The organism is Sphingomonas molluscorum, assembly GCF_039522995.1.
Taxonomy (GTDB): Bacteria; Pseudomonadota; Alphaproteobacteria; order Sphingomonadales; family Sphingomonadaceae; genus Sphingomonas; species Sphingomonas molluscorum.
In genome coordinates, this window is the sequence record NZ_BAAAEL010000012.1 from 199,310 (window position 1) to 219,483 (window position 20,174).

23 protein-coding genes are annotated in these 20,174 nt (G+C 65.0%); 18 read left to right on the plus strand and 5 right to left on the minus strand.

Annotated elements, in window-relative coordinates; translation table 11 throughout:
* Window positions 1-6: 6 nt before the first annotated feature.
* The 5 genes from ABDZ92_RS13730 to ABDZ92_RS13750 all read right to left on the minus strand — a co-directional run bounded on the left by ABDZ92_RS13730 (window position 7) and on the right by ABDZ92_RS13750 (window position 3,371).
* Window positions 7-138, minus strand: a complete 132-nt coding sequence (locus ABDZ92_RS13730; protein WP_282098063.1) for a hypothetical protein — start codon at window positions 136-138, stop codon at window positions 7-9.
* A gap of 172 nt (window positions 139-310) precedes the next feature.
* Entirely contained in the window at window positions 311-952 is a 642-nt protein-coding gene (locus ABDZ92_RS13735; RefSeq protein WP_343763404.1) for a GntR family transcriptional regulator, read from the minus strand.
* Window positions 952-1,368 (minus strand): helix-turn-helix domain-containing protein, encoded by a 417-nt coding sequence (locus ABDZ92_RS13740; protein ID WP_168847393.1) that lies wholly within the window; start codon window positions 1,366-1,368, stop codon window positions 952-954. The genes ABDZ92_RS13735 and ABDZ92_RS13740 overlap by 1 nt, the downstream gene beginning before the upstream one ends.
* A gap of 368 nt (window positions 1,369-1,736) precedes the next feature.
* Window positions 1,737-2,864, minus strand: coding sequence for a hypothetical protein (locus ABDZ92_RS13745; RefSeq protein WP_168847392.1), 1,128 nt, complete (start codon window positions 2,862-2,864; stop codon window positions 1,737-1,739).
* 117 nt (window positions 2,865-2,981) lie between these two features.
* Complete coding sequence (locus ABDZ92_RS13750; protein ID WP_168847391.1) at window positions 2,982-3,371, minus strand: hypothetical protein; 390 nt, start codon at window positions 3,369-3,371, stop codon at window positions 2,982-2,984.
* 398 nt (window positions 3,372-3,769) lie between these two features.
* Between ABDZ92_RS13750 and ABDZ92_RS13755 the strand changes: the two genes are divergently transcribed.
* The 18 genes from ABDZ92_RS13755 (at window position 3,770) to ABDZ92_RS13840 (ending at window position 20,156) form a co-directional block, all read left to right on the plus strand.
* Window positions 3,770-4,075, plus strand: a complete 306-nt coding sequence (locus ABDZ92_RS13755) for a hypothetical protein (protein WP_168847390.1) — start codon at window positions 3,770-3,772, stop codon at window positions 4,073-4,075.
* Window positions 4,059-4,835 (plus strand): DsbC family protein, encoded by a 777-nt coding sequence (locus ABDZ92_RS13760; protein WP_343763413.1) that lies wholly within the window; start codon window positions 4,059-4,061, stop codon window positions 4,833-4,835. The genes ABDZ92_RS13755 and ABDZ92_RS13760 overlap by 17 nt, the downstream gene beginning before the upstream one ends.
* A gap of 223 nt (window positions 4,836-5,058) precedes the next feature.
* Complete coding sequence (locus ABDZ92_RS13765) at window positions 5,059-5,376, plus strand: hypothetical protein (protein ID WP_168847388.1); 318 nt, start codon at window positions 5,059-5,061, stop codon at window positions 5,374-5,376.
* A gap of 112 nt (window positions 5,377-5,488) precedes the next feature.
* Window positions 5,489-5,755, plus strand: coding sequence for a type IV conjugative transfer system protein TraL (locus ABDZ92_RS13770; protein ID WP_119749732.1), 267 nt, complete (start codon window positions 5,489-5,491; stop codon window positions 5,753-5,755).
* Window positions 5,756-5,796: 41 nt separating this feature from the next.
* Window positions 5,797-6,423 carry a TraE/TraK family type IV conjugative transfer system protein gene (locus ABDZ92_RS13775; RefSeq protein WP_343763422.1) on the plus strand — a complete coding sequence of 209 codons (627 nt, stop codon included), beginning with the start codon at window positions 5,797-5,799 and terminating at the stop codon, window positions 6,421-6,423.
* Window positions 6,420-7,568, plus strand: a complete 1,149-nt coding sequence (locus ABDZ92_RS13780; protein WP_343763425.1) for an IS110 family RNA-guided transposase — start codon at window positions 6,420-6,422, stop codon at window positions 7,566-7,568. Before ABDZ92_RS13775 ends, ABDZ92_RS13780 begins: the two co-directional genes overlap by 4 nt.
* Window positions 7,569-7,837: 269 nt before the next feature.
* Window positions 7,838-8,620: a type-F conjugative transfer system secretin TraK gene (locus tag ABDZ92_RS13785; RefSeq protein WP_425542292.1), complete on the plus strand. Its 783-nt coding sequence runs from the start codon at window positions 7,838-7,840 to the stop codon at window positions 8,618-8,620.
* Window positions 8,617-9,927 (plus strand): TraB/VirB10 family protein, encoded by a 1,311-nt coding sequence (locus tag ABDZ92_RS13790; RefSeq protein ID WP_343763432.1) that lies wholly within the window; start codon window positions 8,617-8,619, stop codon window positions 9,925-9,927. Before ABDZ92_RS13785 ends, ABDZ92_RS13790 begins: the two co-directional genes overlap by 4 nt.
* Before the next feature lie 35 nt (window positions 9,928-9,962).
* Entirely contained in the window at window positions 9,963-10,592 is a 630-nt protein-coding gene (locus ABDZ92_RS13795) for a TraV family lipoprotein (RefSeq protein ID WP_343763435.1), read from the plus strand.
* Window positions 10,589-13,108, plus strand: a complete 2,520-nt coding sequence (locus tag ABDZ92_RS13800) for a TraC family protein (RefSeq protein WP_343763437.1) — start codon at window positions 10,589-10,591, stop codon at window positions 13,106-13,108. The genes ABDZ92_RS13795 and ABDZ92_RS13800 overlap by 4 nt, the downstream gene beginning before the upstream one ends.
* The gene (locus ABDZ92_RS13805) at window positions 13,108-13,443 is read left to right on the plus strand and encodes a hypothetical protein (RefSeq protein WP_343763440.1); all 336 of its coding nucleotides are present in this window, start codon (window positions 13,108-13,110) and stop codon (window positions 13,441-13,443) included. Before ABDZ92_RS13800 ends, ABDZ92_RS13805 begins: the two co-directional genes overlap by 1 nt.
* On the plus strand, window positions 13,440-13,673 hold the full coding sequence (locus tag ABDZ92_RS13810) for a hypothetical protein (protein WP_168847381.1): 234 nt from the start codon (window positions 13,440-13,442) through the stop codon (window positions 13,671-13,673). Before ABDZ92_RS13805 ends, ABDZ92_RS13810 begins: the two co-directional genes overlap by 4 nt.
* Window positions 13,663-14,370 carry a conjugal transfer protein TraW gene (locus ABDZ92_RS13815; protein ID WP_343763445.1) on the plus strand — a complete coding sequence of 236 codons (708 nt, stop codon included), beginning with the start codon at window positions 13,663-13,665 and terminating at the stop codon, window positions 14,368-14,370. The genes ABDZ92_RS13810 and ABDZ92_RS13815 overlap by 11 nt, the downstream gene beginning before the upstream one ends.
* Window positions 14,367-15,380 (plus strand): TraU family protein, encoded by a 1,014-nt coding sequence (locus tag ABDZ92_RS13820; protein ID WP_343763448.1) that lies wholly within the window; start codon window positions 14,367-14,369, stop codon window positions 15,378-15,380. The genes ABDZ92_RS13815 and ABDZ92_RS13820 overlap by 4 nt, the downstream gene beginning before the upstream one ends.
* 266 nt (window positions 15,381-15,646) lie before the next feature.
* Window positions 15,647-17,509: a hypothetical protein gene (locus tag ABDZ92_RS13825; RefSeq protein ID WP_343763471.1), complete on the plus strand. Its 1,863-nt coding sequence runs from the start codon at window positions 15,647-15,649 to the stop codon at window positions 17,507-17,509.
* Between the two features lie 239 nt (window positions 17,510-17,748).
* On the plus strand, window positions 17,749-18,750 hold the full coding sequence (traN, locus tag ABDZ92_RS13830) for a conjugal transfer protein TraN (protein WP_343763474.1): 1,002 nt from the start codon (window positions 17,749-17,751) through the stop codon (window positions 18,748-18,750).
* Window positions 18,722-19,579 carry a type-F conjugative transfer system pilin assembly protein TrbC gene (locus ABDZ92_RS13835; protein WP_343763450.1) on the plus strand — a complete coding sequence of 286 codons (858 nt, stop codon included), beginning with the start codon at window positions 18,722-18,724 and terminating at the stop codon, window positions 19,577-19,579. Before traN ends, ABDZ92_RS13835 begins: the two co-directional genes overlap by 29 nt.
* Entirely contained in the window at window positions 19,551-20,156 is a 606-nt protein-coding gene (locus ABDZ92_RS13840) for a S26 family signal peptidase (RefSeq protein WP_168847378.1), read from the plus strand. Before ABDZ92_RS13835 ends, ABDZ92_RS13840 begins: the two co-directional genes overlap by 29 nt.
* The last annotated feature ends 18 nt before the right edge of the window (window positions 20,157-20,174 follow it).

Genomic DNA, 20,174 nt, shown 5'->3' on the forward strand with positions numbered 1-20,174 from the left:
AGGCAGTCAGTCGGCAGCGAGGCCGGTGCCGAGGAATCCGCCCTGCGAGTCGATTTCGGGCTGGACGGCCCCCTTCGTCTCGCCGCTCACGGCGCCGAGTTCGATCACGTCGTTCTGCTGTTCGTCATTGCGATGCATGACACGCTCCTCTTGATCCGCCGCGACTATTCACGGCAATCCAAAGTTAGCGCGGCCGGGATTACTCCGGACCCATAGATATCTGGACAATCTGGCGTGATATCCGAGCAGTTTGGCTTTGCCAGGACCGACCGTTGCCCCGGCCCCGCCGGAAAGCGCTTAAATCTGCGACTTAACCGCTTGAAGAGTGATCGGCCTGATCATGGATAACGTCTTGTTGATGGACGATTCTCCGCTCGTGATAGCTCTCTATGCGTCGATGGATGCTCTTATGGACATCAACAACTTCCGAATTCATCATCGTGCGGAGCTCTTTGGCGGCATCGGCGACGTTTGCGGCGCCATCGACTCGCGGATAGAATAGCCTCTCGTTGATCTGCCCTATCGTCGCAGCTGCCTCCGGATTCCCGGTTGCCGCCGCAAGTGCCAGGAATATCGATCCGGTCAGCTTGGCGATATCAACCGGCGTATCCCCGATTTCGTCTGGTGAAAACTGGGCCAAGGTCTGACTGAGGACAGACCTCTTTATTCGCTGGGTCAGGCATAATAGCAGATGCGCATTCCAGGCGTAGAGGTGTATCAATTCCTGCGGCGTCGCGAGGGCCACCCGGAAGCCGCCAGCGCTGTCGGGCTCTACCAGGCGCTCTCCCATGAGACGACATGCCGCCTCCCGGACGGGCGTTTTGCTCGATCCGTGACGGTCCGCGATATCCGAGATGTCGAGCCTCTCGCCCGCATGATAGCGGCCGGCCAGATATTCCGCCTTCAAGGCCCGATAGACGCGCTCCTGAGTAATCGGGTCGAGCGCCGCCATCAGCTGGCTCCGGCCGCCATCGACGGCGAGCGCCACCTGGGTGTGAGCGCATTGGTCAGCTGACTCAGATTCCGCTCTGCGATGACCTCGATGCAGAGGCGCTCGAGATCACAGAGGTCGCCGCCACCGAGTTGCTTTGGAAAGCACATACGCTGGCCTGCGAACAACAGGGGTATGAGAATGTGGCCTGACGAAAGACCGAGTTGGTATGTGCAGCGCAAATGGTCGTCGAGCTTGGACTTGGGATTCCCGGACTCGATCTCCCGCAGCCAGCGCACTCCCATGCCGAGATCGCGCGCCAGTTCGCGTTGTGTTATGCCAACCCTCTTTCGTGCTTCCTCGATCTGCCGTCCGGACTGTTCCTTGACGTACGAAAGCGGTCCTTCAGCAACGGAAGCCGCGCATTCTAGCGACATTTCCGCGTCTCCTTATACGGGAGATACCGCCCGCCAAGGCCATTCCGACGAACCAAAGCTAGGTGTGCATACCACCAGTGTCAAACGGAACTGCGTGCCAATTTGGCCAAGCTTTTGCTTGTAGGTAACTGAAACTGGGCGGCAATTCCGAGCATCGCCGTCTCCTCCCTCCGCCGCATATTGGGCGATGCCTCTGGAAGCCCGCCGGCTCGCGCGATAGAGCCAGCGTCGTCACCATCTCGAACCGGCGTACTTTCCGAGCCGGGACGATCGTGATGCGTTACGCCCCACTCTGCGAGATTATCGCCAGCAGCATCGACCTCTTCTGACCCCATTTTAGGGAGGTGCACCGGCGCCGTGCCTCCTTATCATTCGCTCTCGATCGGGGCGGGCGCAGCAAGCGGCGCCAGCGCAGTATAATAGACCCACGCCCGCGCGAGCTGCATCGAGAGTGGGTCACGGAATACGATCTTTTGCCATCGGCCGCGCATCTGCTCGATCGCAAGCTCCGTCCCCTTTGGGGCCTTCAGCACGATCGCGGCGTCACCGGCGGGCTCGCTTCGAAATGTCGCATCCCGCGTCAAATATGCCCTTGGCAGCCCAGCCAGGAACGCTTCCTCCGATTGCGCCGCCGCCTCATGATATTGGCGCTGTTCAGCCTGCGACCTGTCGAATTTTTCGTTCAACTCACTGAAAGCCGCTTTCTCCTGCGGCCCCATCGTTTTCTCCTGCGGGATCAGCGCGTAGGCGCCAAGAAGTGTCAGGATGAAGCTGACGAACCCGACCAGCCCCATGCGCTGAAGCTCGGGAACGGTATTAGGACCAAGTCCCTGGAAAAAGCTTGTTACGAGGTCGAATAGCGAGCCTTGAAGGCGAGTGCTCTCCTCGTCCGTCTCGGCCGTGGCGATAGCTTCCGCAACGCGCTGCATCTCGATAACCGTGCGCGCGGCGAAGGCAGTCATCGTTTCGCGGACATCGTCGCTCGCGCGCAATGTCATCGTGTCGATCACCAGCATTCGCTCGGCGATCGCGCTGAACGTTGCGAACCGCGGCAGCGCCTCGGCAATCATGCGCCTGTAACTGTCGCCGGCGCTCGCCGCCGCAATCGCCGACGCCACCAGCGACTTGTTCGCGTCAAACGCCCGCACCGTGTCGAGCAGCGATGTCCCTAAATGACGTTGTTGCTCGACCAAGCCTCGATTCTGGTCGGCAATCTTGCGCGCAGTCTCACTCACTGACAGCGCCCAGGCGTTCGTCGCGAGACTCTCGAAGGCCTTCTCGCTCGATCGCTCGCGCTCGAGTGTGTCGAGAATCCCGCGATAGGGAGCGGCGAAATCAACGCCGCGCATCAATTCCCTGGCCTTTGTCGCCTGAGTGACCGCGTCGATGATCGTGCTGCCGCCAAGCGCGTGACGATAGAGCTCCGCGCGTCGACGTTCTTCACGCATAAAGCGGTCGGCGGCGCTCTCGGGAAGTCCGAAGGGATTGTTCATCATGACCCTTTTTGTCAGATAGACACGACCTGCGCGACCAACATTTGGCCAACCACCGGCAACCGCGAAGGGGTCGATCGACGCACCTCGGCGCGATCGAGCTTCGCACCGTCCAGTCCGTCAGCCCGCCTTGCCACCGTGCGCTGAATGGCTGGCGGGCAGTTTAGCGCGCTCGAACGCGGCCAGCAGCGCAGCGTGGTCCGCCTGGGCCATTTGCTGGAGCGCCAGGATGTAAATGATGCCCAGAGACGGTGGCTCTCCATCCGGCATCGCTGATTGCGTTCTAGCCGCGATCCGCGATGCAACATCCCAAAGGCGGTGCGGTGCCCCGACATGATGTTCCTCGGTGCCGCTAAGCGGTGAAGCCCGCAGCGCGACCAATGCCTCGACGATCGCCTTCACCGGAATTGTGTCGAGATGGTTCACCGCGACATGGAGCGTGGTCCCCCAGGCGATCAGGGACCGCGTGGTCCGGATCAGATGGCAGTGCGAGTCGATAAGCACGTCCATCCCTGCCGGCGACAACCGGAGTTTGAAGGTTCTCGTTGCCCTGCCCATTCGCCAGCTACCTCCTTCCCGATAGCAATTTTCGCCGATTAGAGAGCGGAAACGGGCGGCTCCCTACTCCGGCGCTTATCGAAGCGGCAATGAAGTGCCGCTCGGGATCGTTTTACGTCCTTCCGATCATTTGATGGTTTCGATCCTCCAAATCATGGACTTACAAGCTTTCTTTCGCCGCTTCGGCACTTCAGTGCCCTGCCTATTGCGAGCATTTCACGACAGCTTCATTGCTCGCTTCGCACCAGATCGGTGGTCACCAGCGAAGCCCGGTACGGCCCGCAGCCAGACGATCGGCACCTGAAAACCTGAACTGAAGCGCGGTTTCGCGCCACGAGGAGACACGTCTCATGACGAACGCACGCCCCTTGTCCGGGCTCGGTGTGATCCTGGCGATCACCCTGGCTACGACCGGCGCCCATGCACAGCAATATCGGCCCGACGCCGAGGGCTATCCCTGCACCGCCAGGGATCGCCTGACGATCATCCAGGACGATCAGGGCTATTCGATCCGCAGCCAGCCTGTCGCGGCTCAGGTGACGAAAGAGGCGTCGGCGACCGGGATCGCGATCGGGAAGGCACTACGCCTCGACGCCAAGATCTTCGGTCTTGTCGACCAGGCTAAAGCGGAGGCGTCCCATGCGCCGCGCCGCTGAACTGCTCTCCGCCGCGCTGCTGTTCACCGGCACCCCAGCCCTCTCGCAGGAAGCGCCGGAGGGTCCCCAGTCGGAACCGCTAACCCTCGCGGCTGCGGAGGCTCAACAGCAGCTGCGCCAGACCTTCACCAACCTCAGTTTCGAGGATTTCGGACCGGCGCCCGTGAAGGGTCCTCTCTACCAGGCAACAGCCGGCGGCCGCATCATCTATTTCGCTCCGGAAAGCGGGCATCTCGTGTTCGCGGCCGTCTACGACAAGAACGGCCTCAACGTTACCGCGATGGCGCAGGACGAAAGTGCCAGAAAGCGGGTCGGCGCCATTGATCCAGCCGGGGCGCTCGTTATCGGCCCGGCGGGCGCGCCGCAGGTCATCGAGTTCACCGATCCCGACTGCCCCTATTGCCATGCCCTTGACCGGTTCTGGGCGGCAAAGTCCGCGGAGGGCAAGGTCGTCCAGCGGCTGATCTATTTCGTGAGCGGGATCCATCCGGAAGCCGCCGCCAAAGCCGAACATATCCTGTGTTCGGCGGACAAGGTCGCGGCCTTCAAGGCGATCTATGCGGGCGCCCGACCGACCACGTTGCTCAAATGCGAAGCCGGGCGCGAGAAAGTCGCCAAGGACGCGATGACCGTCAGGAAGATGGGCGTGTCGGGGACCCCGACGCTGTTCGTCGATGGCAAGCTGATCTCCGGATTCCAGCAGGCCGAGCTCGAGGCGTTCCTCGAGCAGAAGCAGGGGCAAGCCAATGGCCACCCGTGATCCACGAGCCGTGACCGCGCGCGAGCGTGCTCCACTCAATCTGGCGGGCCTCATCCGCGCCCCGCGCCAGCGCTCAGCCGAGCGCGCGCCGGGCTACGAGAGGGCCGGGATGCCGGCGGTCGCGCTCCTCCGGAGCCGTCCAGCGTCGCCGTCGGCCGACAACGATTCCCATCGGTGCCGGCAGGCATGTGTTTGGACGGCTCCGCACCCAAGGAGACCATCAATGCTCAAGATGCTTCGGGGCCGGACGTTCCGCACGATCGACGCGGCCGTCCTGATCCTGCTCGCCGCACTCGCGGGGACGACCATGGCCCACGCCTTCACCGCTCCCGCGGCGGGCGATCTCGGTTACGATATCTACGACATTGTCGTGAACCAGGGCGTCAAGGGCCCGCTCGGTTTCGTCGCGGGCGTCGCCGCCTTCCTGTTCGGCGTCAGTCGCCTGTTCAGCAACATCATGATCGGCATTCCGACGATCGTGGCTGCCGTCTGCCTGATCAAGGCGGACAGCATCCTCCAGACCTTCGGCATGGTGATCTGACGCATCGGCGTGCGGGCCGGCGCGACCGGTCCAGCACGCCTTCCGGGACGGGGGGTGATGGTCATCCCCCGGAAGTCACGCTGACGGCGTGATGAAGCAAGGGAGAAGGGCGTTGGACGAACGTCTTCCACAGTTCCTGCATCGGCCGGTCCAGATCCTCTGGTTCGATAGCCAGGAATTCATCGTGGTCATGTCGACCATCTTCGTCGCCGTCATCGTCGGCGGAATGATCGGCTGGGCGCTCCTCGGTGTCCTTCTCCTCTTCATCCCCTGGAAGCGCAGCAAGCCGCGCGGGTTCATCCCGCACCTCGCCTGGCGCTGGGGGCTCCTCAAATTCCGCAACTATCCGGGTCCGACCCAGACCCGCTTCTTCGAGTAGCGAACATGCCCCACCCCTTCAGACGCAAACAGGCAGCCGACATGATCGGCGACGTGCGCCCGAGCTGGCACCTGCACCGGTATCTGCAGGGCTCGGCGAACCTGTTCGAAGAGAACCGGCTGCTCAAGTTCGCGATTGCCGGCCTGTTCGGCATCACGGCGGTGCTGGGCGCGGTCGTCTACACCTCGAACCAGAATGCGCGGACGGTGATCGTCCCGTTCGGTGCGAGCGGCGATCTGTACGTCACCGGCAACAAGCCTTCGGCGACCTACCTGCGTACGATCACGCGCAACATCGTCAGCATGGCGGGGACCTATTCATCCTATTCCGCCGACCGCCAATTCCAGGAGCTGCTGAGCCTCGTCCATCCGAGCGCCTTCAACGGCCTGCGCGACAGCCTCAACCGGCTGCTCGACGAGCTCAACAGCAATCCGACGCTCTCGATCGCCACCTACATCCGCTCCGATCTGCCGGTGACGTACACCGACAATGAGATCGTCGTGCCCGTGGAGAAAGTCCGGGTGATCGGCGGCGTGATCCGCAAGTTCCGCGGCAATCTGCGCATTCGCTACGCGATCGACAATGGCCGCTTCTGGCTGACCGCCCTTCAGGAGGAGAATGGCATGAAAGAAACCAGCTCCAATAGATCGGAGTCACTACTGCCATGACCGACGTTGCAGCGATATCGGCGCCGTGCATCCTCATCCCACCGCGGAAGCGCTGGTCGCTTCCGGCAGGATATGGAGGTGCCACCATGCCGTATGATTATCACATCGGTGTCGACTACCACAAAGCCTACACCCACCTAGTCATCCAGGACTCCGCCGGTGCGACGCTGCGATCGGGGCGGGTCAAGAACGATGCTCAGCAGCTCGCTGCCTTCCTCTCGCCCTATCTCGAGAACAGCCACGCCGTCATGGAGGCGACGCGGAACTGGACGGTCATGTACGACTGGCTCGACGAGCTGTGCGACGAAGTGAAGCTTGCCCATCCGCTGAAGGTGAAGGCGATCGCGGAAGCCAAGATCAAGACCGACAAGATCGACGCCACCATCCTCGCCCATCTCTTGCGGGCCGATCTCGTTCCGCAAGCGTACGCTCCTGGCGAGGCGGCGCGCAACCTGCGGCAGGCTCTGCGCGAGCGGATGTTCTACGTGCGGCTGCGCACCATGGTGAAGAACCGCGTCGTTACCATCTTTGACCGCTATCCAGAGCGGACGCGGGAACTGAAAGCTGTCTCGGATCTCTTTGGCAAGGCAGGCCGGGAATATCTCAGGATCCTGACCGTCTCTGAGGTCGATCGCATCCAGATCGACCGCTCGATCGAATTCGTGGACGACATCAACGCCCATATCCGCGCGGTGGAAGTCACGATCCGCAGTTTGAGCAAGACCAATGCCGACGTGAAGCGCCTGAAGTCCATCCCGGGTCTCGGCGAGTTCTTCGCCCGCTTGGTCGCGGCCGAGATCGATGACATCTCACGCTTCCCGACTGCGAAGAAGCTCGCCGCCTATGCCGGCTTGGTGCCATCGACCTATTCCAGCGGCGGTAAGACCTACAATGGGCGGATTATCAAGGCGGGCAACCGCTGGCTCCGCTGGGCCTTCGTCGAGGCCGTGATCCCGGCAACCAACACGGATCCGGTCCTCAAATTTGAATATCAGCGCCTCAAAGCAACCAAAGGCGCCAACCGCGCCAAGGTCGCCGTCGCGCGGAAACTATTGACCATTGCGTACAAGGTGATGCGCGAGAAACGGAATTACGTTGTCCGCGACGCCATGCCGCAATGGTCAAACGAGTCTCGGCTGTCCTGACTGAAATTTAGCGAGCCCTGCAGGGCGGGGCTGCGCTCCCGAGGAGAATGGGAAGCCGAGAGCCGAACACCACTTTGTGACCGGAACCCTCCGGGGATGCGGGGCACGGATTGGAGAATGGTTGAAGAGCCGAACGCGAGCATGCGCCTGCTCGCGATGGAGAAACTCGTCCGCGGCAGGCGCGAGCGGACCAATGGGAACGGAATTCGAGGATGAAAGCCCGAACGCTGCGCAAATTGCCTCTTGATTCCTTTCATTGGAGAATTTCAATGCCGAGATTCGGTAGAAGGAGCCGTGTGCGCCTATCGGCGCTTGCCTGCGGCCTCGCCGCGCTGACGGCTGCTGCGCCGGCAGTCGCCCAATCTATCGCAGCGCTGCCCGATCAGACCAGCCGCGTCCGGCTCTCGAACCGCGACGTCAATCACGTCGTCTGCGTCGGCGGCGACATCGAGGACGTCAAATTTTCGGCCGAGAAGGGTCTCGCCGTCGAGCGCGGCGGCTCGGACGCCTGGGTCAAGTTCCTGGTGCTCGAGACCGACGATATGGGGGCCAAGACGCGCACCTATGTGACGACGCCGTCCGAGTTCTTCGTCTCGTGCAACGGCGCGATCTACCCGCTCTATGCGGAGCCCGCCGATATCCCGGCGCAAACCGTCACCCTGGTGCCCGGCGCCACCCAGCGGGCGCGGGCGAACGACGCGCTGCTTGGACCCCTAGTCGAGGAGGAGCGCGCGGTCGGGATCGTCCTCGCGCTCGTTCAGGACCGCGTTCCCGCATCGTTCACCGAGGTGGCGCCAAGCCGCGAGCGGCTGACGCTCCCCGACCTTCCCGGCGTTCAGATTGGCGAACGACGGCGGCTCGCGATCGAAGGTGCCGGGCTCTCGGCCAGCGAGTATCTGGTGAGCAGTACGGACGCGGTGTCGCTTGAGGAGCGCGCCTTCCTCGATGGCGCGTTCGGGCCGGACATCTTCGCGGTGACGCTCGACCGGCTCACGCTGGCTCCAAGCCAGAGCGCGCGCCTTATCGTCGTGCGCCGGAGTATCGCACAATGAGCGCCGGCCCCGACACCGGTGCACCCGAGCCAGCGCCGCTTCCCGAACGCCATGACGCCGCGGCGGGCGCAGCACTCGACAGCGGCGCCGATCGTCCGGCACTGCTCGATCTGCGATCGCAATGGTCCCGCCTCACCTCCGATCAACGGCTCCGTGCCAAACAGATCAGCGTGGCGGCGACGATCGCGGTGCTGGGCTATGGTCTTTATTCCGCAAGTTCGAGCGGCACCAAGGAACAAGCGCCGGTGCCCGAAGCCTCGAAGCTCGACATGGGCGCGGGGCTCCGTGGCGACAGTCTCGAGCTGAAGATGCGGGGCGACCTGCAGAAGATCCTCGACGGCCAGTCGCTGCTCGGCGAGCGCGTGACCGCCATCGAAGAAGGAAAGATCGCCCCCGGTGGGACCGCGGGGCACGCCCCTCCCGACGGCACCGACGCGGGTCTGCCCCCGGCTCTGCCTGGCGAGGTCCCGGCCTATCCGCCTGCGCCGCCCGAGGCGAGCGGCGAGGCTGGGTCGCTGCCCCCACCGCCTGCGGCGCCTTCCGCACCTCCCGCCCCGCCCGCGCCGCCGACCGAGCGGCAGGTCGGCGCGATCGGCGCGGCGATCTCCGCGCCAGCGAGCGAGGGAGGCGCAGCCGGCGGGGCGCGGTCAAAAAAAGCCAATCGCACGATCTATTTGCCGCCTGGTTTCATGAAGGCGCGGCTTCTGACCGGAGTGGACGCACTCGCGAGCCGCGATGCGACGAGCAATCCCGAACCGATCATCGCGCGTGTTCAGGCGCCCGCCGTCCTGCCGAATGACGTGAAGGCAAACCTGTCCGGATGCTTCGTAATCGGCAACGCGACCGGAAGCCTCGCGAAGGAGCGGGTCGAGATCCAGCTCGTTTCGATCTCCTGCGTCGATTTCGACGAACATGCCGTGGTCGACCAGCCGATCAAGGGCTTCTTCGTCGACGCGGATGGCAAGAAGGGCCTGTCCGGCAAGGTCGTGACCCGCGCCGGGGCGACCCTCGCGCGCTCGTTCATTGCCGGCACGATCGCGGGCATCTCCCAGTCGGTCGAAGGCACGTTCGGCGACGTCTCGACATCGGCTCTCGGCAGCGTGCGCACGCTCGATGCGGGAGACGCGGCCAAATCAGGCGTCGCCTCCGGGCTCTCGCGCGCCTCGGACAAACTCACCGATTTCTATCTCGATCTCGCCCGTCAGGCGGGCCCGGTGGTCGAGGTGGGGGCCGCGAAGGATGTCGTGGTCGTCATCCAGGAGGGCCTCGCCCTCGAAATCAAACCCTCGGTCGGAGCAAAGTTCTGATGCGCCGCCCGCCCGTCTTCCAGGGAGCCCCCGCCATGCCAAGATTTCCCTCGCGCGCAGGCGCGCTCGCGCTCGCCGGCGCCAGCCTCCTCCTTTCGGGATGCGCGACGATGGGGTCGCTCATGTCGCCCTATCCGGAGAAGTTCAGCTGCAAGAATGACGACCATGGCCAATGCATCCATCCTGACCGGGCTTATGAGGATGCGGTTGCGGGTGTCGCCTCGAAATCCGACCCGGCGGTCACCAACGACCGCAAGAAGCTCCGCGACCAGTCAGCCGAAGCCCGCGTGCGGGGCAGGGGCAAGGCCGCGGTCCCGAGCGCCTATGCCGGATATCGCGCCAGCGTCTATCAGGAGCTCAAGGGCCTGATCGAATCGCCGGTGACGCCGATGCTCAAGCCCGCCCGGACGATCCGCACGCTGATCCTGCCCTATGCCGACAGGCAACGGCCCGACCGGCTCTACATGCCTCGCTACGTTTACTCGATCGTCGACAAGCCCGTCTGGGTGGTCGGCGGCACCCTCGTCGCGCCGCCCAGCCAGGCCGCCAGCGCGCCGATCCTGGGCCAGGTCCGGGAGTCGGCCGCGGCAGCGGTGGCCGATGGCGCGGAGGAGGCGGCGCATGCCGTGGCTGGGACCCGCGCGCTGACGGAACCGAAGCAATGAGCGGTCCCGGCAGCAGGAACGGGGGGCTCACCTATGCGCGCCTCCGCAACGCGGTCCGCCGCGACGCCTATTCGGATTATCTGCCGCTGGTTGCCTGGGACGAGGAGACCGAGGCCTTCCTGTGCATCGACGATTGCTGGGGCCATGCCTGGGAGATCGTGCCGACCGCGTATATGTTCGCGCACGTCCAGGGAGCACTGCAGGGCCTTCTCAATATCCACTTCCCGGATGGCACGGTCCTCCAGCTCCACACCTTTGCCGACCCGCTGATCGACGACGCGCTCGACGCCTTTCTCGACCTCAAGACCCGCGACGATCCGCTGATCCAGGCCTCGGCGCGCCATACCCGCGAATATCTCAGCAAAGGACGACACGGCCTGAAAGCCCTGCACGGCATCCCGGTGCGCAACTTCCGCACTTTGCTGTCGATCAAGACGCGCCGCCCCCTCGGCGAGGATCTTCGGCGCCAGGTGGAAGAACAGCTCGCCAAGCTCGGCATCCGCCGGCTCCCCCCTGAAGAGATGGTCGCTTTCTACCGACGCATTTTCAACGGCGTCGCCCGGCCCGCACCCGGCGTCTTCGCCGATGGCGCGACGATCGGCGCGCCATCGCTCGCCAAGCAGATCATTGATGCGGGACCGGACCTGGTGTTCGAGGGCCAGGAGGTCTTTCTCGGCGACCAGGTCGCGCGATGCCTGACGCCCAAGGCGCCCGCCCGCCGGATCACCGCGGAACGCGCCAACCGGCTGCTCGGCGGCATGCGCGGCTCGGCCGAGGACAGCGACCAGATCGGCGGCCCGTTCCTCTACACGCTCAACATCCTGTTCGATCATTCGCAGTTCGAGATTCACAAGCGCGCGCAGATCCTCTCGGCGCAGAAAGCGGCGGGCTCGTTCGCGGTGGAGGTCGGCAAGCAGATTGAGGAGATCGGCTGGATCCTGGACGAGGCGGGCAATTCCAAGTTCGTCCGCGTCATTCCGACGATCTGGGTGTTCGGCCGCGACCGTGCCCATGCCCGCGATCTCACCGCGCGCGCCAAGCGCCTGTGGGAAGGTGAACCGCTGCCCTTCTCGATGCAGGAAGAGAGCTATCTCAACCCGACCTTGCTGACGATGAGCCTGCCGTTCGGACTCTATCCGGACCGCACGACGATGCGCATGCTCGAGCGTGACTTCCGCATGCCGGTGAAGGCGGCGGTGCTGATGGCGCCGATCCAGACCGACTTCCGCGGCGGCGGGCGCCCTGCCCTCCTTTATACGGGCCGCAAGGGTCAGCTGATCACGCTCGATCTCTTCGATCCCCGCATCAACAATTACAACTTCATCGTCTCGGCCGAATCCGGCGCGGGCAAGAGCTTCCTGCTCAACAATCTGTGCCAGCAATATTACGCTTGCGGCGCGCTGATCCGGATCATCGATATCGGCGGGAGCTATCGCAAACTCTGCACGCTTTGCTCGGGTCGCTATATCGACATCGGCGAGGAGCAGCTCGTCCTCAATCCTTTCGACATGGGGCTTGCGCTCGACGGCGACGACAAACAGTCCGCCATCACCATGGCGGTCGCGATCGTCGCCGAGATGGCGAACGCCTCGACCCGCAAGGGCGTCACGACGTCCGAATGGAATTTGCTGAAGTCGGCGGTCCAATGGACGATCGATACAGGCCGCGCCGACCACGGCATCGATTCGGTGCGCGAATGGCTCGGCACCTATCCGGCCCATGCCGGCAGCGATCTCGACCGGGTCGAGCATCTCGTGCCGACGTCGCGCGAACTGGCGTTCAACCTGCGCGATTTCGGGTCGGACGGCGCCTACGGCCATTATTTCAACGGCCCCTCGACGCTCGACATTCGAAATGACGAGTTCGTCGTGCTCGAGCTCGAGCGCCTGAAGTCCATGCCCGATCTCTTCAACGTGATCGTGATGGTCGTGGTGAACGCGGTCACGCAGGAGCTTTATCTCTCCGCCCGCGATCGGCCGCGCTTTGTTCTCTGCGACGAAGCTGCGCAGTTCATGACCCGCACCGAAGGCCAGGATCTGAGCCGCCTCGCCGAAGCATTCGGCCAAGGCTATCGGCGCGCGCGCAAATATCGCGGCTCGTTCGGTATCGTCCTCCAGTCGATGAATGACCTGACCCTGTTCGGCGGCACCGGCCAGGTCATCCTCGAAAATGCTGCGACGCGTTTCCTGCTCCAGGGCTCGACCTATGACCGCGCGGTCGAGAACAAGATCCTCGACTATTCCGGGTTCGTCCTCGACCTGCTGAAGTCGGTCCGCAACTCCAAACCCAATTACAGCGAAGTCTTCATCGACTCGCCGCTCGGTCTCGGCATCGCACGGCTCGTCGTCGATCCCTTCTCCTACTGGATCAACACGTCGGCCCCTGACGAGGTCGCCGCTTTCGAAGCGTTGCTCCGGCATGGGCTCTCGCCCCTGGAGGCGGTGTGCCGGCTCGCCGGCGTCGATCCCGCCGAAATCCTCGGACCGGCGGGCCCGGTCGCCCAGGCTGCGGAGTGATGGCCATGGTCCGCTCCACGAGACCGCACCCCGATCAGCTGCCGCTCTCGCTCGGCTCGGAGGATGAGCTCGAAGCGATCATCGAAGGGCGCGTCGCCGCGCGGTGCGAGGCCGAGTCCTTCGTCTGGAAGTTTCGGCTTGTCGCGATCGAGACCGTGCTGATGGGCGTGCTGATCGCTGCCGCCGGCATGGCACTCGATCAGCCCCCTGCCATGGTCGCCCGCGCGGCGCTGATCGTGGCGGCCTCCTGTCTTGCCAGCGGGCTCCTGCTGCTGGGCCTCTCGGTCTGGAGCGCCCGCCTGCTCGCCCGCTTCAAGCAATGGAGGGCGTCATGAGTGGCTTGCTCTCGGGGAAACCCTCGCCCGGTTCGGTGCGCCTCGCCGTCGGCGGCTTCGTCCTGCTGTTCGTGCAGACTTATCTGCTGATGCTTGCACCGGGTGTGGCCGAGCGGCTGGGGCTGATGGTCTGGATCGTGACCTTCGTGTCCGGCGCTTCCTTCATCGGCGCGCTCGTCGGTCCGCCCGATACTCCCACCACACCCTGGAGGCGCCGCCATGGCCGCTGATCTCCCCTTCCCGCCCCGCGCCCGTCTCGTGGCGCTTGGCCAGGCCGCGACCGTCGCGCTGCTCGTCGTGGCCGCCGGCACCATCGCCATCGCCGCCGACGCCCAGACTGCACAGTCAGCTCCGACGGCACGCAGCACGATCGGGCGGACCTGGCCGATTGCCGAGCCCGATGCGCTGTCCGAGATCGAGGCCAAGGTTGCGACGCTGCCGCGCGACATGTCGAAGGCATTCGGTCCGCGCGACAAATGGAGCGCGCTCAAGTCCGCGCCGCTCGCGCCGGCGACTGCCGATCGCACCCGCACCGTCGTCCCCTTTTACACGCTCGATTTCGACATCACGCTGCCGGGCGGTAAGACGCTCTACCCCAAGGGCTTCACCTTCAACCCGCTGACCTTCGTGAAGCTGCCGCAGCGGCTTGTCGTCGTGCATCCGCGCGATCTCGCCTGGGCGCTGCGGACCGCGAGGCAGAGCGATTTCATCCTGCTGACCGCACTCGGACAAGAGAATGGCGATCCGATAACGCTGACCGAGAAGACGGGCCGCGCGATCTACATCCTCGAGGAGCGGGTCAAGGAACGGCTCGGCCTCACCGTCGCGCCCGTCGTGGTTGCGCAGGCGGGGCAGAAGCTTGTGCTCACCGAGTTCGGGCCGCGCAGTCGCAAACTGGCGGACATCGTACCGGGAGCAGCGCGATGACTCGGCGCTGGCCCATCTTCCTCATCGGCATCGCCCTCGGCGTCGCCGCGTCGCTCGGCTGGCCGGGTCAGGCGCATGCCTCCAAATGCGAGAGCGGCGTCTTCAATCCGATCACCAAGGTCCGCTGGACCTGCATCTTCCCGATCACGGTCGGCGGCATCCGGGTCGGAAGCTACGACAAGCTCGACAAGGCGCTCGATGCGCAATCGGCGTCGAAGCCGCTCTGCGCGTGCCGAAAGGGCGTGCAGTTCTGGTTCGGGGTCAAGGTCTCCTACTGGTCTCCCAACCGCATGGTCGATGTGGTGACCGAGCCCGGCTGCATGATGGCGCTCGGTGCCGATCTCATGAAGACGGGTGGCAGGCTGCAGGGCAGCCAGTCGTCGATCGCCGATGGCACCAACACGCGCAAGATGTTCGCGCAGATGCATTATTACATCTCGCCGGTCTGGGCGATGCTCGACATGTTCACCGATCTTCCCTGCCTGGAGGATGACGGGTTCGATGTCGCGCTGATCACCGAGGTGCTGCCAACGTGGCAGTCGGGGACACTCGGCGCGATCATCCAGCCCGAAGGCATTTTGTTCGGCAATCCCGCCGCGGGTCTCGCCTGCATGGGCGACAGCGCAGCAGCGGCTGCTGGCAAGGTCATCGATCCCCTTTTCTGGTGCATGGGCAGCTGGGGCGCGACCTATCCGATCGCCGGCGATATCCATTTCGACGACAGTGTCGAGGCCTGGGCGGGGCTCGCCGCGCGCGGCACGTTCATGATGGGGCGGCTTGGCGCGCTCACAATTTCCTCGTCCGACGGCTGCTCGTTCAAACCCAGCCCGATCTGGACCAAGTCGCGCTACAAGCTCCAGCTGATGGAGCCGGTCAAGGGCGGCAAGTGCGTCAATATCGGCAGGCCCGGCTCGCTGTGGACCAGCGGCAAACACGCGCCGGGCAAGGACAATGCCCAGTTCATGCTCTTCGAGAAGGTGATCTGCTGCGCCGGGATCCCGGTGCCATGAGCGGATCGCCTGTCCCCTACCCCTTTCCCGAACGTCTCGTGGACGCCGCCGGCATATACCGGAGGTCTGCCCGCCAAGGCCCTGACGGCCGCCGGCGCGCGCACGAGACAGGAGCGGCGTCGAAGCCCCCCTGCGGCGCCGCTCCACCCCCGGCCAGCGCGGTCGTTTCGCTCCCCCCACGCTCCAGATGCTCTCCTCTCGTCTGGGCCGTGAAAGCGACCGCGCTGGCCACCCTGTTCCTGCCCGCGGCCGTGCTCGCCCAGTCGATGGAAGATCGCGCGCGCACCGCGGCCGAGGCCTCCCGCGCCAAATCGGCCGACAGTGAAGCGATCCAGCGCAACTATGTGACGCCCGGCCTCTCCGGCCAGCCGATCACCACGGTCGATAGCAGCAAGACATTCACGCCCAACCTCGCCTGCCAGAAGACGGCGACGCTGATGGAAGTGGTGGTGCAGCCGGCCTCGACCGGAGACCTCGGCACGGTCCAGATCGCCCGCGACACGGATATGGACGGCACTGTCGACAGCCGCATCACCCTGCCCGTCCCGGTCTCCGGCATTTGCGCGAACGGCGTGATCTCGTGCCAGCCCGGCAGCTGGAGCCTGTGCAACTATTTCCGCTGGGACGTGGACGCCGCTCGCCGCCTCAAGCTCACCGAGGTCAACATGCCCGAACTCGCCGGCTGCTACTGCATCAACAATAGCTGCGGCGCCAATCTCGCCTGGGGCAACCTTCCCTCGGTGCTGGGCGATCTTGGCGGCGGGATGATCGGCGCGTTGACCACGGTGGACCCAAGGATCGGGGTCGCGCAGGCGGTGATCGACGGACCGAGCATCCGCTATGTCGGCGCGCAATCGACCGCCTGCTCGAGCAATCCGGAGCTGCCGCAGACTGTCTATCGGGCGACGCCCAATGCGCTTGCCGGGGACGCGGTCGCTGCATCGACCGGCAACGCGGTGTTCCAAGCGCTCGCCGCCTCGCCCGCTGGGTCGGCCAAGGGACAGCAAACACGCCGCTGCACGATCGAGCGGCAGGTCGCGATGGACGAGGTCGGCCCCGACGACATCATCTCGCGGGTCGCCGGCGGTTATTCTGAAGTGCGCAGCCCTACGTCGATCGACTGGCTGATGGGATCGCCCACGGACGATTCACTGCGCGGCGGCAATTGCCGGCTGTTCGACTATCGGATGGTGCTGCACGTCGGCGCGGCCGATCGCATCCGCGACGCGCGGCTGAGCCATATCTATTTCGACGACGCGGCGCAGGTCCGAATCGACGGCAATCTGGTGCTGGCCGATCCGGGCTCATGGACCTCGTCCTCGTTGCCCGGCTCCAAATGCGAACGGAGCAAGACCTGGCACAATTATCCGAACCTCGACCTCAAGCCATATCTGACGCCCGGCGACCACGAGATCTGGCTGCGGGTCGCCGTCGGCGGCGAAGGCGAAGCGTTCGCGCAAATCCATGTCGAGCTCGACACCAGCTGCCGCACCACCGAGCAGGTCGTCGATCTGTGCGCGCCCACCGCCTCGGATTCGCGCTGCCGCCTGACCGACGAGAATGTCGATGGTGTCCAGACCTTCCGGGCGGGCGTCCAGACCGGGCTGCGTCCGCTTCCGCAAACACGCATCCTCGGGAACGGTGCCTGTGCGGTCGAATTGCGGCGCGACTTCTTCTTGAAGGAGCGTAGCTACAGTTGCGAGATCGACAATGGGACGCTGCCCCAGCCCGACCTCAGCCGCGGCGCGTACATCCTCGATCGATCGACCGAGACGATGCTCGCCGATCGCACCCGCAACAGCGACGGTAGCTTCTCTGCGTCGACACGGCCGTTCGCGCTTCCGGATCGGGGCTCCGTCCCTGCCTGCGAGCCAATCTGCAAGACGCGCGCCCCGCGTGTGAACAACGCCGCCGCTCCTGCGGGGGTGGTCGGCAGCCAGCAGAACGATCCCGCCTCGTTCGACATTTTCTACCATAGCTGCGGCACGAACAATGTCTGCCCGGCAGGGCCAGGCGAGGAAATCGTCTCGGCGTGCGGCTGCCTGGACGATTTCCCGGAGGCAGTGGTGATGATGCAGACCGTCCGGCTGGCCGGTGCCGACCTCGTATGCACGGCGGCCCCGCAATGACCCGCTGGCACTTCCTCACCCCGCGCATGGCCGCCTGTTGGATGCTGGCGGGCGCCGCGCTCCTCATGGCGTCCGGCCTCGCGCACGCACAGGTCATGGCGCCGCAGCCTTCCGAGCGCGCCCTCGCGCTGCCGGTCAATCCCGAACCGGATCTGCCCGGAGAGCCGGGCGAACCCCCGGTCGATCCCGGCCCGGGCCCTGGTCCCGGTCATGGGCCTAATCCCGGGGCAGGCCAGCAGATGTGCGCGGCCGATCTCAACGGCAATGGCGACGCCAGCGACAGTGGGGAGTTCGCGTCGTGCGAGATGACGTCCGCCGGCCAGTATCAATGCCCGCTCGAGAAAGTCTCGTGCGTCGAGCAGCCCGGCGGCAGCTATAGCTGCCCGCTCGGGCCCCAATATGCCTGCCTCGCGCAGGATGGCGGGCCGGCCTGTTCGCCGAACAGTTGCGCGGATCTCTCCAGCACCCCGATCGTCGAGGAGCCCCCGGTCGACGACTCCGGCGTCCCCGCCGACGGCCCAGTCGACGCCGAGGGCAATTGCCTCGGCACCGTCGAGATCTTCAGCGGTCGCGGTATGCGCTGCCGCCCGCCCGGGATCAGCAACACGCTGTCCAATTGCTGCAAGGACAAGGGCAAGATCGTCAAGGACGGCATGGGCTCGTCGATCGGCTCGATCGGTACCAAGATCGCCGTCGCCAAAGGCGTCTTTACCGGCATGAGCGCGGCGTTCACGGCGTTCCGTGCCGGAGCGACGGCGGGCCAGGCGGCCAGCGCCGGGGCGAACGCCTTGATCATCGGGCTCGATCCGACCTCGATCGCGATCAGCCTTGCGATCAATTTCATGGTCGAGTTCCTGTTCTCCGGCTGCGACCAGCAGGACATGGAGACCGCGATGCTGCGCGGCTCGGGCATGTGCCACGAGGTCGGCAGCTATTGCACCGCGAGCTTCCTCGGCGTCTGCCTGCAAAAGGCGCGCGGCCATTGCTGCTTCAACACCAAGCTCGGTCGGATCATCCAGGAGCAGGGCCGCCCGCAGCTCAAATCCTTCAACGGAGTCGGCTGGGGCACGCCCAAAAAGCCGATCTGCCGCGGCTTCACGCCCGAGGAATTTCAGGCGCTGGATTTCAGCAAGATCGACCTCTCCGAATATTATGCGGACATCGAGGCCCGCGCCCAATCCGACATCCAGATCGATATGAAGGAGCGCGTGGATGCGTATCTCAACGCCATCGACCAATAGCGTGCTGGCGGCGCTAGGCTTGCTACTGGCGACTGCGGCGCTCGCCCAGGACTCGTCCCGCGACAAGATCCAGGACCAGGGCGACGCCGCGATGGAACGCGTGAAGGGCGCCGTGTCCCGAGCGAAGCGTGAACGGACCGACGTGCCCGATCCGAGGCTGCCGCAACCTGCCAGCGAAGCCGAACGCCGACGTGCCTTTGAAGGCCTGCGCAAACGCCTGCCCGCTCCCGCGATCGACGCGCGCGCCCGCGCCGCTTTGGCTTCGGGAGAAGCGCGCATGGCGGCAGAGCGCGAGGCGCAGGCGAAACGCCTACGCCAGGCACTCGGTCTCGAGCCCGGCGAGATGGAAGCCGTGGCGAAGGCAGGCGCTGCCCGTGCGATCAAGGCGTGGGTGCCGGTGCTGTTCGTGTCGTCCTCGATGCCGGTGCCGGTACTCCGGGCCTATGCCGCCCAGCTCGAACGCGTCCACGGCGTGATCGCGTTTCGCGGGATTCCCGGCGGGTTGCGCAAGGTCGGTCCGATGGCGAAGCTGACGGCGGAGATTTTGCGGCTCGATCCCGGCTGCGAGGGTCCGTCCTGCGCTATGCGCAGCGTCCAGGTCATCATCGACCCGATGGTATTTCGCCAGCACGCGGTCAGCCGGGTGCCGGCGCTCGCGATGATCCCGGGCGACCCGACCCAGGCCTATTGCGAGCGGGAGGATGAGAGCCCGAGGGCGTCGCACGTCGTCTACGGCGACAGCGCACTCTCGGGCATGTTCGAGGAATATGCCCGGCTGGGCGGAGACAGGGAGGTACGAGATGCTCAGGCTCTTCTGGGCGCTCGCTAGCGCCCTGCTCGGCCTCTGGCCTCGGCTGCGGCGCTTGCCCGGCAAGGCCGCTGTCGCACTCGGCGCACCGGGCAATGGCGAGCCCGCGAGGCCGGAACGCTTGTGGCAGGTTCTGGCGGTCGTCCTGCCGGTTGCGCTTGTCGCTGGAATCGCGCTTCCCAAGGTCAGTCTGGTGATGACGCCGTCGATCGACGCCTTCGCGGTCCGGCAGGCGCCGGGTCCGATCGCCCGGGGTGATTATGTCATGTTCACGCTCCATCATCCGATCGCCGGTCCAAAGCCGGTCAAGGTGACCAAACATGCCCTGTGTATGCCGGGCGACCGCCTGACCAAGATCGAAAAACCCTCGGTGGCAGCGCGAAATGCCTTCGATGGCTATTATTTCTGCAATGGCGAGTTGCTCGGGGTCAGCCTGCCTTACGGCATCCACGGGCAGAAGCTCGACCACATGCAGTGGAGCGGCGTGGTCCCCGCCGGCATGATCTACGTTGGCTCGAACCATCCCCGAGGGTTCGACAGCCGCTATTTCGGCCTAGTGCCGATCGCCACTCTCACGCGCATGGAGCGATTGCTGTGATCGGCCGCCGTCCCCTGG

What these genes read in the sequence shown, in the direction of transcription:
- ABDZ92_RS13840 (WP_168847378.1), top strand. Translation starts at nt 19,551, where the DNA reads ATGCTCAGGCTCTTCTGGGCGCTCGCTAGCGCCCTGCTCGGCCTCTGG.
- ABDZ92_RS13795 (WP_343763435.1), top strand. Translation starts at nt 9,963, where the DNA reads ATGCCAAGATTTCCCTCGCGCGCAGGCGCGCTCGCGCTCGCCGGCGCC.
- ABDZ92_RS13780 (WP_343763425.1), top strand. Translation starts at nt 6,420, where the DNA reads ATGACCGACGTTGCAGCGATATCGGCGCCGTGCATCCTCATCCCACCG.
- traN (WP_343763474.1), top strand. Translation starts at nt 17,749, where the DNA reads ATGTGCGCGGCCGATCTCAACGGCAATGGCGACGCCAGCGACAGTGGG.
- ABDZ92_RS13815 (WP_343763445.1), top strand. Translation starts at nt 13,663, where the DNA reads ATGGCCGCTGATCTCCCCTTCCCGCCCCGCGCCCGTCTCGTGGCGCTT.
- ABDZ92_RS13790 (WP_343763432.1), top strand. Translation starts at nt 8,617, where the DNA reads ATGAGCGCCGGCCCCGACACCGGTGCACCCGAGCCAGCGCCGCTTCCC.
- ABDZ92_RS13765 (WP_168847388.1), top strand. Translation starts at nt 5,059, where the DNA reads ATGCTCAAGATGCTTCGGGGCCGGACGTTCCGCACGATCGACGCGGCC.
- ABDZ92_RS13835 (WP_343763450.1), top strand. Translation starts at nt 18,722, where the DNA reads ATGCGTATCTCAACGCCATCGACCAATAGCGTGCTGGCGGCGCTAGGC.
- ABDZ92_RS13820 (WP_343763448.1), top strand. Translation starts at nt 14,367, where the DNA reads ATGACTCGGCGCTGGCCCATCTTCCTCATCGGCATCGCCCTCGGCGTC.
- ABDZ92_RS13750 (WP_168847391.1), bottom strand. Translation starts at nt 3,371, where the DNA reads ATGGACGTGCTTATCGACTCGCACTGCCATCTGATCCGGACCACGCGG.
- ABDZ92_RS13805 (WP_343763440.1), top strand. Translation starts at nt 13,108, where the DNA reads ATGGCCATGGTCCGCTCCACGAGACCGCACCCCGATCAGCTGCCGCTC.
- ABDZ92_RS13740 (WP_168847393.1), bottom strand. Translation starts at nt 1,368, where the DNA reads ATGTCGCTAGAATGCGCGGCTTCCGTTGCTGAAGGACCGCTTTCGTAC.
- ABDZ92_RS13755 (WP_168847390.1), top strand. Translation starts at nt 3,770, where the DNA reads ATGACGAACGCACGCCCCTTGTCCGGGCTCGGTGTGATCCTGGCGATC.
- ABDZ92_RS13730 (WP_282098063.1), bottom strand. Translation starts at nt 138, where the DNA reads ATGCATCGCAATGACGAACAGCAGAACGACGTGATCGAACTCGGCGCC.
- ABDZ92_RS13775 (WP_343763422.1), top strand. Translation starts at nt 5,797, where the DNA reads ATGATCGGCGACGTGCGCCCGAGCTGGCACCTGCACCGGTATCTGCAG.
- ABDZ92_RS13735 (WP_343763404.1), bottom strand. Translation starts at nt 952, where the DNA reads ATGGCGGCGCTCGACCCGATTACTCAGGAGCGCGTCTATCGGGCCTTG.
- ABDZ92_RS13760 (WP_343763413.1), top strand. Translation starts at nt 4,059, where the DNA reads ATGCGCCGCGCCGCTGAACTGCTCTCCGCCGCGCTGCTGTTCACCGGC.
- ABDZ92_RS13800 (WP_343763437.1), top strand. Translation starts at nt 10,589, where the DNA reads ATGAGCGGTCCCGGCAGCAGGAACGGGGGGCTCACCTATGCGCGCCTC.
- ABDZ92_RS13785 (WP_425542292.1), top strand. Translation starts at nt 7,838, where the DNA reads ATGCCGAGATTCGGTAGAAGGAGCCGTGTGCGCCTATCGGCGCTTGCC.
- ABDZ92_RS13810 (WP_168847381.1), top strand. Translation starts at nt 13,440, where the DNA reads ATGAGTGGCTTGCTCTCGGGGAAACCCTCGCCCGGTTCGGTGCGCCTC.
- ABDZ92_RS13745 (WP_168847392.1), bottom strand. Translation starts at nt 2,864, where the DNA reads ATGATGAACAATCCCTTCGGACTTCCCGAGAGCGCCGCCGACCGCTTT.
- ABDZ92_RS13825 (WP_343763471.1), top strand. Translation starts at nt 15,647, where the DNA reads ATGGAAGATCGCGCGCGCACCGCGGCCGAGGCCTCCCGCGCCAAATCG.